At 62.4% G+C, this 13053-nt stretch carries 14 protein-coding genes; 4 read left to right on the top strand and 10 right to left on the bottom strand.

From position 1 onward, the window contains the following. A partial coding sequence (locus ACF8Q6_RS22155) for an AlgP family protein (protein ID WP_392499474.1) occupies positions 1–586 on the bottom strand: 586 nt, incomplete at its 3' end. Positions 587–764: 178 nt separating this feature from the next. Between ACF8Q6_RS22155 and ACF8Q6_RS22150 the strand changes: the two genes are divergently transcribed. Further along, the gene (locus tag ACF8Q6_RS22150; protein WP_392494305.1) at positions 765–1403 is read left to right on the top strand and encodes an FKBP-type peptidyl-prolyl cis-trans isomerase; all 639 of its coding nucleotides are present in this window, start codon (positions 765–767) and stop codon (positions 1401–1403) included. Between the two features lie 8 nt (positions 1404–1411). On the opposite strand, the gene rsd is transcribed toward ACF8Q6_RS22150, so the two are convergent. The 7 genes from rsd to ACF8Q6_RS22115 all read right to left on the bottom strand — a co-directional run bounded on the left by rsd (position 1412) and on the right by ACF8Q6_RS22115 (position 7791). After that, complete coding sequence (gene rsd / locus ACF8Q6_RS22145) at positions 1412–1882, bottom strand: sigma D regulator (protein WP_392494302.1); 471 nt, start codon at positions 1880–1882, stop codon at positions 1412–1414. Between the two features lie 231 nt (positions 1883–2113). Beyond that, on the bottom strand, positions 2114–2620 hold the full coding sequence (locus ACF8Q6_RS22140) for a disulfide bond formation protein B (protein WP_003255889.1): 507 nt from the start codon (positions 2618–2620) through the stop codon (positions 2114–2116). A 222-nt stretch (positions 2621–2842) separates the two neighbouring features. Further along, entirely contained in the window at positions 2843–4081 is a 1239-nt protein-coding gene (locus ACF8Q6_RS22135) for a heme biosynthesis protein HemY (RefSeq protein ID WP_108190272.1), read from the bottom strand. Continuing rightward, complete coding sequence (locus ACF8Q6_RS22130; protein WP_392494300.1) at positions 4078–5178, bottom strand: uroporphyrinogen-III C-methyltransferase; 1101 nt, start codon at positions 5176–5178, stop codon at positions 4078–4080. Before ACF8Q6_RS22130 ends, ACF8Q6_RS22135 begins: the two co-directional genes overlap by 4 nt. 45 nt (positions 5179–5223) lie before the next feature. Beyond that, on the bottom strand, positions 5224–5991 hold the full coding sequence (locus ACF8Q6_RS22125; RefSeq protein WP_392494298.1) for a uroporphyrinogen-III synthase: 768 nt from the start codon (positions 5989–5991) through the stop codon (positions 5224–5226). After that, positions 5988–6929, bottom strand: a complete 942-nt coding sequence (gene hemC / locus ACF8Q6_RS22120) for a hydroxymethylbilane synthase (protein ID WP_104960573.1) — start codon at positions 6927–6929, stop codon at positions 5988–5990. Before hemC ends, ACF8Q6_RS22125 begins: the two co-directional genes overlap by 4 nt. Before the next feature lie 118 nt (positions 6930–7047). After that, positions 7048–7791, bottom strand: coding sequence for a LytTR family DNA-binding domain-containing protein (locus ACF8Q6_RS22115; protein ID WP_003255896.1), 744 nt, complete (start codon positions 7789–7791; stop codon positions 7048–7050). Between the two features lie 297 nt (positions 7792–8088). Here ACF8Q6_RS22115 and argH point away from each other — a divergent pair, with 297 nt between their 5' ends. Further along, a complete protein-coding gene (gene argH / locus ACF8Q6_RS22110; protein ID WP_392494296.1) occupies positions 8089–9483 on the top strand; it encodes an argininosuccinate lyase in 1395 nt (464 codons plus the stop codon). Positions 9484–9589: 106 nt separating this feature from the next. Here the strand turns inward: argH and ACF8Q6_RS22105 are convergent, their stop codons facing one another. Next, the gene (locus ACF8Q6_RS22105) at positions 9590–10252 is read right to left on the bottom strand and encodes a glutathione S-transferase (RefSeq protein ID WP_392494295.1); all 663 of its coding nucleotides are present in this window, start codon (positions 10250–10252) and stop codon (positions 9590–9592) included. 148 nt (positions 10253–10400) lie between these two features. On the opposite strand from ACF8Q6_RS22105, the gene ACF8Q6_RS22100 reads away from it, so the two are divergent. After that, a complete protein-coding gene (locus ACF8Q6_RS22100) occupies positions 10401–10703 on the top strand; it encodes a hypothetical protein (RefSeq protein WP_010951568.1) in 303 nt (100 codons plus the stop codon). Positions 10704–10772: 69 nt separating this feature from the next. Then, the gene (locus ACF8Q6_RS22095; RefSeq protein WP_003255900.1) at positions 10773–11018 is read left to right on the top strand and encodes a TIGR02647 family protein; all 246 of its coding nucleotides are present in this window, start codon (positions 10773–10775) and stop codon (positions 11016–11018) included. A 61-nt stretch (positions 11019–11079) separates the two neighbouring features. On the opposite strand, the gene ACF8Q6_RS22090 is transcribed toward ACF8Q6_RS22095, so the two are convergent. Next, positions 11080–13023, bottom strand: coding sequence for an FTR1 family protein (locus ACF8Q6_RS22090; protein WP_392494294.1), 1944 nt, complete (start codon positions 13021–13023; stop codon positions 11080–11082). Positions 13024–13053: the final 30 nt, after the last annotated feature.

The following is a 13053-nucleotide window of genomic DNA, read 5'->3' as shown; positions in this document are numbered from 1 at the left end:
TGGTAGCCGGTTTGGCCGCAGGCTTGGCGGCAGCGGTCGCCCTGGTAGCCGGTTTGGCCGCAGGCTTGGCGGCAGCGGTCGTCTTGGCAGCCGGTTTGGCCGCAGGCTTGGCGGCAGCGGTCGTCTTGGCAGCCGGTTTGACCGCAGGCTTGACGGCAGCGGTCGCCTTGGCAGCCGGTTTGGCCGCACGTTGATCAAGGGCCTTGCCTGCAGCTTCGCGTACTTTACCTACACCCTGAGCCAGCTTGAGGCTGTCCTGAGCATCGCGTTTGAGTTGCTGAATGTAAGAGCGAGTCTGGGTTTGACGCTCCTTGAGAGACTCGAGCAGTTCTTCAAGTTCACCGATGGCTTTCTGCGCCTTGCTTTGCGCCTTGGCTTTACCTGCCTTGGCCGCGTCTTGCAGTTTCAGGCGACCGTTGTGCAGTTTTTCCTGCGCCTTGCCACGCTGCTTTTCCAACTTCGCCAGCAGTTTTTCCGCATCAGCCAGCGCTTGCGAGCAGGCCTCTTCCAAGTGTTCGAGCAAGCTGCCCGAAAGTTGCTGGAGCAGGTGTAACGGCGTACTTACTGGCTTCTTTTTGGCCGACATGGTTTACCTCCTGGCTGACGAGATTGCGGCTCATACTATGCTTCTGCTGCTACCGCCGCTAGGGCATGTTGACCGTAATGTTTACGCCGCGTTGCATGCCTGGGCAAAGTTGTTATCTTGCAGCTGCGTGAAAGTGTAGTTGCTGAATTAATCATTGCTGGTATTTGGGAGTCAGGCGTTGCCTCGATATCTTGTTTTAGGCTTATGCCTGATGGCACCCCTCGCCTTGGCCGACAACGACGACCACGATTTGGCCTACAGCCTGGGTGCCAGCCTGGGTGAACGCCTGCGCCAGGAGATGCCTGGCTTGCAACTGGACGCACTGGTCGAAGGCCTGAAGCAGTCCTATCAGGGGCAACCCCTGAAACTCGACAAGGCACGCATGCAGGCGGTGCTGCAGCAGCATGAAACCCAGGAAGGCGACGCCGCTGTGCAAAAGCTGCAGGCCGCCGAAACGCGTTTCATGGCGAATGAACGTGGGCGTTATGGGGTGCACGAACTAACGGAAGGTGTGCTGTACAGCGAATTGCAACCAGGCACGGGTGTACAGCCGAAAGCGGGCGGCAAAGTGCAGGTGCGTTATGTGGGCAGATTGCCGGATGGCTCAATATTCGACCAAAACCAGACCCCCCAATGGTTCAACCTGGATTCGGTTATCGAAGGGTGGCAGGTCGCCTTGCCGAAAATGCACACCGGCGCCAAATGGCGCTTGGTAATTCCTTCAGCGCAAGCCTATGGCGCCGAGGGGGCGGGAGACCTGATTGCACCCTATACCCCCTTGATATTCGAGATCGAACTGCTGGCGGTTGGTGACTGACGCCAACCTCAGGCCTGCACTGCACCCTCTTCCTTGTGTGCGTTGTGCAGCACTTCGATCAGGCAGTCTTCAAGCTCGAAGCGCTCATGCAACAACCCGCCCAACTTGGCCAGCTTCTCGGCAAAGCGTTTGGTGTCCTTGCACTCCCCCCTGGTGCAATGGTCATTGAAGGCCAGTGCGATCTGAGTACTGTCGTTGATCCGTGGGTTGATCTCTTCGGCCAGCTTCAGCGCCTTCTTGTCTCCGAACGCCTTGGCCTCGCTGACCAGTTGCTCGCAGACTTCGAAGTGCCACGCCGAAACGTAGTCGACCAGAAGGGCGCAAAAGTCCCCGTTGGTGTCCTTGTCGGCGAAGGCTGGCCTCACATCGCGCAGGGCGCGAAAAGCCTGCACCAGTTCCTGGCGCTCCTCCAGCCAACGGTCGATCAGCTTGTGAACCCCACCCCAGCGTTCCTGGGCGTTCTGACAACTATCGAGCATGGCGATCTCTTCCCTTCTGGGTAGATGCCGCTGCACCTCGCACCACGACCGCGCAGCACAAAGGTGACATCAGCAGGACGGCATCGAGCAGTTGTTTTTCCGGTATGCGTGCTGGGAGATTATTCCCGCGCGTGCTGCCCTTCAAGGTACGCAGCACACAAAGTTCATACAAGTGTTTAATACCCTGTTACATCACCATTGGTCGCGCTAATGGCACAACCTTGCGCCAGGTCATGTTCTTGCCAGGGTGCGGAAACGATACGCCAGCAGGCAACTCAAGGGCAGCACCGCCAGCAGCAGGAAGGCTAACAGGCTCCACTCCGGCAGTGTCAGATCGAGAAAGCTCCAGGCAAGCGAACGGCAATCCGGGCCACCCAGCAACAGTTGCCGTGCGGCCTCACCCCAGGATTGCTCGAAGACTCGCCCGATCGGCACCGGGCATACCTCATTGACCCCCTCAGCCCCCTGCAACCAGACATGCCGTGCTGCCAGCAATGCGCCGGCCAGCGAGCAGCCCAGCACCAGCCGAGCATAACGAAGGATGCCCCGCGTGCCCGGCGCCTGCAGCACGGCTGCGAAGCACAGCAGCGCGTAAACGCCAAGCAGCAACCGTTGGCTGAGGCACAATGGGCACGGCATCAGCCCCACTGTGTTTTCCAGACGGAAAGACGCAACCAGTACCGCCAGTGCGACCAGGCAGGCAGGAAGAAAAAAGGTGCGCAAACGGGCCGGCAGCATGGGCGGTGAAGGTCCCGGGGAAAAAGTAGTGGCTTGAAACGGTAGAGGAAAGACACGCTTTGTTTCAAGGCACGACAGCAACGACAAGTCACTGAATCGCGTAGGAAATTTCCAGATATGCCGTAGGAGGCGACGGAAGAAATGGACTTCAGATCAAACTGACAGCGAAAGATAAATTACCTGCCCCCAAAGCCCGCACCTTTGCGCGGGCCTTGGGGTAGGTCAGGCGCGCACGCCTTCTGGCAAAGGCAGCGCCAGCAGGCGCTCGTCCAGCAGGCCAAGGCCCTCCTGGAACAGCTGGTTGCTGCGCTCCGTCTCGCCCAGCCCCGCGAGCAGGCGGGCCAGCTCTGCACAGGCCTCGGGGTTGCGCTCCATGCGCAGGCTGCTTTCCAGGTAGTCACGCGCCTTGCCCCACAAGCGGTTTTGCAGGCTCAGACGGCCCAGGGTCAGCAGCAGGCTGGCGTCTTGCGGGTGAGCCTTGAGCCAACCTTCAGCGGTTTGCAGCTGACGCGCCGGGTCATCACCACGCACCAGGCCGTAAAGACGGGCCAGGTGGCTTTCGTAGTCGCGCTTGAGGGCCGTGCGCAGCACCTGTTCGGCCTCGTTCTGGGCACCTACCTGGCGCAGTTGCTCGGCGTACGCCAGCACCAGTTGCGGCTCCTGGCGCTGGGCTGCGGTCAACTGCTGCCAGGCACGCTCCAAGGATTGGCGTGCACTGAGCGCATCTTCGCCACGGGTGGTCGCCAGGCTCAGGTTCTGGCCCCAGGCGCGTTGTTCCAGAGCAGCCAGCTCGGCGGCGGGCAGCACTTTACCCTTGCGCAGGTCGGGCATCAGGCGGATCAGTGCAGACCAGTCGCCGCGCTCCACGTAAAGGCGTTGCAGCAAGCGCAGCACCTGGCCGTTGTGCGGGTGGCGTTCCTGCATGGCCAGCAGGGTTTCCAGGGCCCCATCGTTTTCGCCACGGTCCATTTGCAACTGAGCATGGGTCAGGGCAATGGCCAGCTCGGCTTGCGGCTGGCGCTCCAGGGCCCGTTCCAGCAGGTTGTCGCTGTCTTCGGTGCGGCCTTGCTCGTTGGCGGCACGCGCGGCACCAAGGTAGTACAGCAACGGTTGGCGCTCAGCCTCGGCGGCACGGTGCAAGTGCCGTTGGGCACTGGCCCAGCGGCCTTCGGCAAGATCGAGTTGGCCCTGTTCGATCGCCAGGCGGATACGTCGGCTGCGGTTACGCCGTGACCACGGGTTGACCACACCACTGGAAGTCAGCACCAGGCCGACCAGATAGCGCAGCAACCACAGCAGCAGGACGACCGCCAAAATACCCGCCAAGGCAGCCCACAGCCCCGACTGATAACGGAAGCCACCATAGGAAATCAGTACATAGCCGCTGTGCTTGGCGACCGCGATGCCCAGTGCCGCAGCAACCACGATCGCAAGCACGGCCAACAGGTAGACACGCTTCATGGCTTGCCCCCTTCAGCCTCGGCCGGCAGGTGACGGCGCTGAATATAGGCCTGCACTGCCGCCAGGCTTTCACTAAGGTCAGGGGTAACCACCGACACCGGCTGATCGGCCAAGGCATTGAGGCTGTCGAGCATGGCCTTGCTTTGCGGGTTGTCTGCATTGAAGTTGGCCAGCAGAACGCTGCGGGCGTCGTCCAGCGCCTGCGTGTAAACCTTGGCCTCACCATTGAGCGCCGCCCACTGGGCCTGCTCGATAGTCAGGCTCAGGGCCAGGCGCAGCTGGTTCAGTTGCTGCCCGGCCAGCAACGGACGCACGTTTTCATCGGCATTGAAGTCGATCTGGAAGTACTTGGATATTTCTGCCCACCACTGCGACAGCCTGCTGGCACCATCACCGTCGGCGGTCAGGGCGCCAAGCGCATCGGCGTTACTGTCGAACTCGGGGGACTGGGCGCTCAGCTGCTGTACCAGCTCGCGCTGCGCAGCCAGCTTCAAGAACAGGCCAGTACGGTCCGGTTGCTGAGTGCTGTTGAGCGTGGCCAGGCTGCGGGCCAGCTGCTCGCGTGCGGCGAAGGCACCCGGGTCGCTCTGCTCGCGCAGGATCTCGTCGGCGCCTTCGACCAGGGCTTTGGCACTGGTGATGTCCTGCAACGCGGAAAGGCGCAGGGTAGCCAAGCGCAGGAGGTGCTCGGCTTCAGCCAGGCGCCACTCTTTACGGCTTTCTCCCAGCACGGTTTCCAGGCGCTGACTGAGACGCTGCTGGTCGCCCTGCAGTTGGGCTACCAAACGCCGGCGGTCTTCCAGCTCGCTGGCGGCTGGCAGACTGGCCAGTTGCGCACTGATCTGCTGTTCACGTTGCTGCAGCGCCTCGGCGCGCTGGGTCAGCGCCTCGATGTGCTGGCCTTGGTTGAACTCACTGCCCTGCAGTTGACGCACCTGCCAGACACCCCAGCCACCTACCGCCACCCCGGCCGCACCAAGCAGCAAGGCCAGCGCTGCCAGGCCACTGCCGGAGCGCTTGGCAGGTGGGGGGGTAACGGGTTCCGCAGGCGCCTGCGCCGACGGTTGATCGTTATTGGACAAGACAGTCTCGCTCACGTATCCATCCTTTGCATGGGGGCGCACCGCATTCAGCTTAGCGCCTTAAGAGGCAGGTGCAGCGCTACGCTGCACGGCTGCCAGCAAGGCCGTGGCACTGGCGCCACGGCAATCCACAACCTGTTGGGCCCCGGCGGCCTTGGCCTGCTCGGCGACCCGCGGGCTGGGCACGAACAGCGGCAACTGGGCCAGCCGCAGCCAATCGGCACCGGCCATCTGCTGCAAATGTTCAAAACCCTGCCCACTGCTGACCACCAGGCCATTGAGGCGTTCCGCTTCAATGCGGCGCATCAGCGTACCCGCCGGGTAGGCCGGCAGGCAGCGACGATACAGTTCCAGATATTCGACACTAGCACCTTGCTCTGCAAGACGCTCTGCCAGCAGTTCGCGACCTCCGACGCCGCGAACGATCAAGACACGCGGTGCCGGCTCGGTAAGTGCCTGGCGCAGGGCCGGCAGTGCCAGCAAGGCTTCGCTGTCATCGCCACGCGGCGGAAAGCTTACCTGCAGCCCTGCACCCTGCAGCACCCCAGCGGTTGCCTCGCCCACGGTGAACCAGCCTCGCTGCGGAGGCTGGATGCTGGTCTCGGCCAGATGCTCAAGCAACAGCCGGGCGGCCGGCTTGCTGACCACAATGATCGCCTGGAAGTCATGCAAGCCCTCCAGCGACAGTCGCTGTGGGGCTTGCACGGTAATAGGTTCAATTTCCAGCAGTGGCAGGCAACTGCTGCCCACTCCCGCTGCCGCCAGGCTTTGCGCCAGCGCCGCGCAGTCCTCGGCAGGCCGGGTCAGCAACAGGCGCCATTGGCTCACGGGTGACCGGCCTCGCCGTAGACTTCCTTGAGAATGGCCTCGGCGCCCTGCCCAAGCAGGTCTTCGGCCACCTGTACGCCCAGGGCCTCGGCAGCGGCACGGGGTGCACGGGCATCGGCCACCAGCAAGGTCCCGCCGCTAGGCTGGCCGACCAGGCCACGCAGCCACAGCTGGTCACCTTCAAGGACCGCGTAGCAGGCGATCGGCACTTGGCAGCCACCATTCAGGCGTTTGTTCAGCGCGCGCTCGGCGATCACCCGGTCAGCGGTGTCGACATGGTGCAGTGGCGCCAGCAGTGCATGGATCTCATCGTCGGCACTGCGGCACTCGATGCCCACCGCGCCCTGACCACCTGCCGGCAGGCTGTCATCGACGCTGATGGTGGAGGTGATGCGGTCCTCGAAGCCCAGACGGATCAGGCCCGCCGCGGCGAGGATGATGGCGTCGTACTCGCCGGCATCCAGCTTCGCCAGGCGGGTGTTGACGTTGCCGCGCAGAAAGCGGATTTGCAGGTCTGGGCGACGCGCCAGCAACTGGGCCTGACGGCGCAGGCTTGAGGTACCGACGATACTGCCGGCGGGCAGCGCTTCGAGGCTGTCAAAGGTATTGGAAACGAAGGCATCACGCGGGTCTTCACGCTCGCAGATGCAGTAGAGGCCCAGGCCCTCGGGGAAGTCCATGGGCACGTCTTTCATCGAGTGCACGGCGATGTCGGCTTCGTTGTCCAACAGCGCGGTTTCCAGTTCCTTGACGAACAGCCCCTTGCCGCCAATTTTTGCCAGCGGCGCGTCGAGCAACTTGTCACCGCGGCTGACCATAGGCACCAAGGTCACCTGCAGACCGGTGTGGGCCTGCTCGAGGCGGGCCTTGACGTATTCGGCCTGCCACAGGGCCAAAGCACTTTTACGGGTGGCAATGCGGATTTCGCGAGTGGACATGAAACGCCCCGATCCAGAGAAATACCGCCGATCATAACAGCATCGCCGGTATCGCTTGCAGATACGGATCAACAGGCCACACGCCGTCAGGTGCAGGAGCGGCCCGAGTCCAAGGGCCTCAGAGGGTCTGCATCATCTTGCGCACACCGGCCACATGGCGACGGCTGACGGTCAAGGCATCGCCGTCCAGGCCTTTCAGATACAGCTGAAAGTGCCCCAGCGGGGTGCGCTGCAAGCGTTCGATGCGCTCGCGGGCGACCAACGCATTGCGGTGGATGCGCACGAAGCGTTCGCCGAATTCGTCTTCCAGGGCTTTGAGTGGCTCGTCAAGCAACACCTCGCCGGTTTCGTGACGCAAGGTCACATACTTGTGGTCGGCAATGAAATAGATCACCTGGGATAAAGGGATCAGTTCGATGCCTTTACGCGTGCGGGCACTTATATGGCTGCGAGGGCCGCCGCCTTCATTGGCCGGCCGGGTAAGCGCCGCCAATTGGGCGCGGTTGGGTTTTTCGGCCTTGCGCAAGGCATCGCGCAAGGCCTGGGCCTGGAAGGGCTTGGTCACATGGCTGAGGGTACTGTCCTTGAATGCCTCTGCACCGTATTCATCATCCCCGGAGCAAAACACCACCGCCGGCGGCGCCTCGCGTTCGCACAGGCGAGCGGCAACCTGCAGGCCATCCAGGCCTGGCATGCCGATGTCCAGCAGGACCACATCGGGCTTGAGGCTTTCAATCAGCGCCAAGGCCTCATCGCCGTTGGTGGCGCTGGGCTCCAGCACAGTGTAACCCTCCAGTTCGCCGAGCAGCCGGCTGAGGCGTTCACGGCCTTGGGGTTCGTCATCAACGATCAGGACATTCATAATTGCGCTGGATTCCTGAATGAGTCTCGCACAGGTATAGCGTAGACAGGTGTGGTTCGAGCGACACTGCGGTCACGCTCTAGACCGGTGCGATGGCCAAAGATTCACTCGGCCCGGCAGATTCACTGCCAGTCCTTTGTCCAACTGTAGACGGTCCGTGGAACACTGCCGTTCATTCCTTGAAATCCTTCTATGCGATTTTCCGGGCATTTCTCTCGACCGGCGCCCTGCGGCAGCCAGCCCAACCCTGCTATCATCGACGCCACTTTTTCGTTCACGCCTGCAATGAGTGAATCCATGAGCACCGACAAGACCAATCAGTCCTGGGGCGGCCGCTTCAGTGAGCCCGTCGACGCCTTCGTCGCCCGTTTCACCGCCTCGGTAGATTTCGACAAGCGCCTGTACCGTCACGACATCATGGGTTCGATTGCCCATGCCACCATGCTGGCGCAGGTCGGCGTGCTCAGTGATGCCGAGCGCGACACCATCATCGATGGCCTGAAAACAATCCAGGGCGAGATTGAAGCCGGCAACTTCGACTGGCGTGTCGACCTTGAAGACGTGCACATGAACATCGAAGCACGCCTGACCGACCGCATCGGCATCACCGGCAAGAAGCTGCACACCGGGCGTAGCCGCAACGACCAGGTGGCCACCGACATCCGCCTTTGGCTGCGCGACGAAATCGACCTGATCCTGGGCGAAATCACCCGCCTGCAGCAGGGCCTGCTGGAGCAGGCAGAGCGTGAAGCCGAAACCATCATGCCTGGTTTCACCCACCTGCAGACGGCGCAGCCGGTCACCTTTGGCCACCACCTGCTGGCGTGGTTCGAAATGCTCAGCCGCGACTATGAGCGCCTGGTCGACTGCCGCAAGCGCACCAACCGCATGCCACTGGGCAGCGCCGCGCTGGCCGGCACCACCTACCCGATCGACCGTGAACTGACCTGCAAGCTGCTGGGCTTTGAAGCCGTGGCCGGCAACTCGCTGGATGGCGTGTCGGACCGTGATTTCGCCATCGAATTCTGCGCCGCTGCCAGCGTGGCGATGATGCACCTTTCGCGCTTCTCCGAAGAGCTGGTGCTGTGGACCAGCGCGCAGTTCCAGTTCATCGACCTTCCGGACCGCTTCTGCACCGGCAGCTCGATCATGCCGCAGAAAAAGAACCCGGACGTGCCAGAGCTGGTACGCGGCAAGAGCGGCCGCGTGTTCGGCGCCCTTACCGGCCTGCTGACCCTGATGAAAGGCCAACCACTGGCCTACAACAAGGACAACCAGGAAGACAAGGAACCGCTGTTCGACGCCGCCGATACCCTGCGCGACTCGCTGCGGGCCTTCGCTGACATGATCCCGGCGATCAAGCCCAAGCACGCCATCATGCGTGAAGCGGCCCTGCGCGGCTTCTCCACCGCGACCGACCTGGCCGACTACCTGGTTCGCCGCGGCCTACCTTTCCGTGACTGCCACGAGATCGTTGGCCACGCGGTGAAGTATGGTGTGGACACTGGCAAGGACCTGGCCGAGATGAGCCTGGAGGAACTGCGCCAGTTCAGCGACCAGATCGAACAGGATGTGTTTGCCGTGCTGACGCTGGAAGGTTCGGTGAATGCGCGTGACCACATTGGTGGTACGGCGCCGGCGCAGGTGCGTGCTGCCGTTGTTCGTGGCAAGGCCCTGTTGGCGTCTCGCTAACCTCCGGGGCGAGTGCTTCGCCCTCGTTCGCGGGTAAACCCGCCCCTACAACGGTTGTGCTTTACCTGTAGGAGCGGGTTTACCCGCGAATGACCCAACACAAATCTTAGCGCTTGCCGCTGCGGATCATCTCCATGAAGGCTGGCATCGACGCTTCCTTGTCCGCCAAGATCCGCGCCATGTGCGGGTTCTCCCCCATCAACTGCAGCAAGGCCTTGGCCTGTGGGAAGTCCGCCAGGAAGTCGATGCCCAGCACCTTCTTGCCCACCGCGTTGGCCAGGTCGACCGAGAAGCAGAACATCAGGTCTGCCAGCGTCAGTTGCTCGCCCGCAACATAGGGTGCAAAGCGCCCATTGCGCTTGAGCGTGGCAAACCCGGCCAGCAGGTCAGCACGCGCTTTCTCTTTGATCAGCGGTTCGACCGACATGCCAAAGAACGACTCGGCGTAGCAGGTACGCGCAGGCAGCTCGATGTACAGCTCGATTTCCTTGAGCAGCTCACGCACCTTGGCCTGCTCGAACGGGTCGGCCGGCAGCAGTGCCTTGCCGCTTTGGGTCTGTTCGATGTAGTCGAGGATCACACTGGTTTCGCTGAGGAAGCCATGTTCGGTTTCAAGCACCGGCACCTTGCCCCGCGGGCTCACTTCCAACGCCTTTGGCGCCTGGCCGCCATAGAAGGTGACTTCCTCGAAGGGCAGACCTTTTTCCAGTAGGGCCAACTTGACCATGTTGTAGTAGTTGCTGACCGAGAATCCATGAAGCTTGAGCATGACGAAACAGCCTCCAGGCCGTAAGGGGTTGGCGTGGCCTTTATAGACTGAACACCTGCCACTGACCAGCGTCATGCACCCCGTCAATGCCCGGGCATTGCCGCCACAGGCATGGCACACTGTTGCATCCCATCCTAGGAGTACCGCGATGAGCGAGCCCACCGACATCGACAATGACGACGACGAAGCCTTCGCCGAGGCAACACTGACCCAGGCCATCGAAAACCAGATCGAAAGCGGCGAGCCGCCTGCAGCCAAGGCCACGTTCAACAAGCTGACGCTGGTCGGCTATGAGCGTGAAGACATTCTGAACCTGATGGCCCATGTGCTGGCCTTCGAGATCGACAACATGCTGGTAGAGGACCGTGCGTTCAACGGCGAGTGGTATGAGAACGCTCTGCGGGCACTGCCGGAGCTGCCGCCTGAGATGGATCAAGGCGACGACGAATAACCCGGCTACACTCGAAGATCAGGCACCGTAGAAAGTGCCGCAATCCTTGTCTGGAAGTCAGGAGTCGCCATGCCTTTTACCCCCGATTTGATCGACGAAATGGAAGTACTCGCGCTGTTCAAACACGACAGCAGCCAGGAAGGCATCAAGATAACCAGCACCGCATCCCCTGCCCTGATCGCGGCTGCGCAACGCCTGCATGAGAAGGGGCTGACCGATCAACCGGATGGCGGCTACCTGACCAGCCTGGGTCATGACGCCGTTGAAAGTGTCCAATTGCTACAGAACATTCTCAAGGCGCCACAGCCGGCCTGAGCATCAGGCTTGTGCAGGATCTGAGACCTTGCGCGGTCCCTGCAGGACCGCGCAGGCTCTATCAGTTGGCCGCAGTACTGCGCTTTTCCGTCAGCCACGAGCGGCCGTAAAGGAACACGATGGCCAGCAAGGCCACCGCTTGCGCCGACAGCGAGTAGGCATCGGCATGAATCCCCAGCCAGTCGAACTCAAAGAACGCCACTGGCCGTGTGCCCAGTACGCCGGCCTCTTGCAGCGCCTTCACGCCATGCCCGGCGAATACTACCGAGAGCGCGCACAGCAGCGCGGCGTTGATGCTGAAGAACAGCGATAGCGGCAGCTTGGCCGAACCCCGCAGAATCACCCAGGCCAGGCCCACCAGCAGCAACAATGCCGTCGCGCCACCCGCCAGCACCGCCTGATGCCCGGCAGGGCCTGCCTGCAGCCACAGGGTCTCGTAGAACAGGATCACTTCGAACAATTCGCGGTATACCGAGAAGAATGCAAGCACAGCAAAGCCGAAGCGCCCACCACCGCTGACCAGGCTGCTCTTGATGTAGTCCTTCCAGGCGGCGGCGTGGCGGCGGTCATGCATCCACACACCCAGCCATAGCACCATCACAGCAGCGAACAGAGCTGTGCAGCCTTCCAGCAGCTCGCGCTGAGCGCCCCCCACATCGATCACATAGGCCGCCAGCGCCCAGGTGGCGAAGCCGGCAACCAGCGCCAGGCCCCAGCCGATGTTGACGCTGCGCACTGCCGACTGCTGCCCGGTATTGCGCAGGAAGGCCAGGATCGCCGCCAGCACCAGAATCGCCTCGAGGCCTTCACGCAGCAGGATCAGCAAACCGGAGATATAACTCAGCGTCCAGCTCAGGCCATCGCTGCCCAGCAGCTTGGCCGCCTGCTCGAGCTTGGTTTTGGCGTCGGCCAGACGCTGTTCGGCCTGGGCCACGGGCAAGCCGTCCTGCAAGGACTGACGGTAGGCCATCAGCGTTTTTTCGGTGTCCTTGCGCGCCTGGGTGTCGATGTTGTCCAGCGAGCTTTCCACCAGCTCGAAACCTTCCAGGTAGGCCGCCACCGACAGGTCATAGGCCTGATCGTGGTCGCCTGCGCGGTAGGCCGCCAGGCTCTTGTCCAGTGTGCTGGCCGTGTATTCGAGCAATTGCGCCGGGCCGCGCTTTACTTGCGGCGGTTGGGCACGCTGGGCACGGAATGCCTCGACGGCCGCAGTGCCTTCGTTGGCGGCGACTTCGGCCGGGGTTTGGCGAGCCAGGTCGGCGAGGTTCCAGGTCTTGTCACCTTTGCCCGCTTCCGGCTTGGCGGTGAAGCTGGCGATGTACGCGGCCACGTCCCAGCGCTGGCGATCGTCCAGCTGATCGGCAAACGACGGCATTTCGGTGCCGTCGATACCCAGGGCAAGGGTGTTGTAGAGGTCGAACAGACTCAACTGGTCCAGGCGTGAGGCATCACGCAGGTTGGCGGGTGCAGGCTCCAGGCCCACGCCAGCCGGGCCATCGCCGGCGCCGGTTTCGCCGTGGCAGATCGAGCAGTTCTGTGCGTACAGCGCAGCGCCGCGGGCGGGGTCCGGGGTAATCACTGGGGCCTGGCTGACCTCGTAGGCCACCGCCAGTCGCGCACCCAGCTGCCGGGCCTGTTTGGCGACCGCAGTACCTTCCTGACGCTGATCGATGGCCTGGCGCAGCGCCTGGACGCCCTGTTCCAAAGCCGCTTGTTCAGTATTTGCGGGCAGGCCTTTGACCAGCTCAGCCAATACCGCACTGAACTCCTGTTGCTCGCGGTATTCGCCCTCGTCGATCACCTTGCCGTCCTGCACGGTCGGCGGGTAGTCGGCACCAATGTAATCCAGCAAGTGCTGGGCTTTGGCAGCTTCGGCGGGGGACTCGGCCAGCGCCAAGGAGCTGCACAGCGCCAGCACCGGGCCGAGCAATGCAGCCGGCAGCCAGGCAAGCAGGCGGGAACGGGTTTTCATGGCCAGTCTCGAAGGAAATGCGAAAGAGAACATTGTTCACTTCCACTTTGCTTCACTCAAGGG

Origin of the sequence: Pseudomonas sp. GLN_2, assembly GCF_043106005.1 — a bacterium.
In the GTDB taxonomy this organism is placed as follows: domain Bacteria; phylum Pseudomonadota; class Gammaproteobacteria; order Pseudomonadales; family Pseudomonadaceae; genus Aquipseudomonas; species Aquipseudomonas alloputida.
This window is presented reverse-complemented; position numbering and strand designations above follow the sequence as displayed.

Bases quoted from the DNA above. Each gene is read 5' to 3' on its own strand.
- ACF8Q6_RS22100 (WP_010951568.1), top strand. From the start codon at position 10,401: ATGAGCGAGCCCACCGACATCGACAATGACGACGACGAAGCCTTCGCC.
- ACF8Q6_RS22135 (WP_108190272.1), bottom strand. From the start codon at position 4,081: ATGAAGCGTGTCTACCTGTTGGCCGTGCTTGCGATCGTGGTTGCTGCG.
- rsd (WP_392494302.1), bottom strand. From the start codon at position 1,882: ATGCTCGATAGTTGTCAGAACGCCCAGGAACGCTGGGGTGGGGTTCAC.
- hemC (WP_104960573.1), bottom strand. From the start codon at position 6,929: ATGTCCACTCGCGAAATCCGCATTGCCACCCGTAAAAGTGCTTTGGCC.
- ACF8Q6_RS22140 (WP_003255889.1), bottom strand. From the start codon at position 2,620: ATGCTGCCGGCCCGTTTGCGCACCTTTTTTCTTCCTGCCTGCCTGGTC.
- ACF8Q6_RS22090 (WP_392494294.1), bottom strand. From the start codon at position 13,023: ATGTTCTCTTTCGCATTTCCTTCGAGACTGGCCATGAAAACCCGTTCC.
- ACF8Q6_RS22095 (WP_003255900.1), top strand. From the start codon at position 10,773: ATGCCTTTTACCCCCGATTTGATCGACGAAATGGAAGTACTCGCGCTG.
- argH (WP_392494296.1), top strand. From the start codon at position 8,089: ATGAGCACCGACAAGACCAATCAGTCCTGGGGCGGCCGCTTCAGTGAG.
- ACF8Q6_RS22105 (WP_392494295.1), bottom strand. From the start codon at position 10,252: ATGCTCAAGCTTCATGGATTCTCGGTCAGCAACTACTACAACATGGTC.
- ACF8Q6_RS22115 (WP_003255896.1), bottom strand. From the start codon at position 7,791: ATGAATGTCCTGATCGTTGATGACGAACCCCAAGGCCGTGAACGCCTC.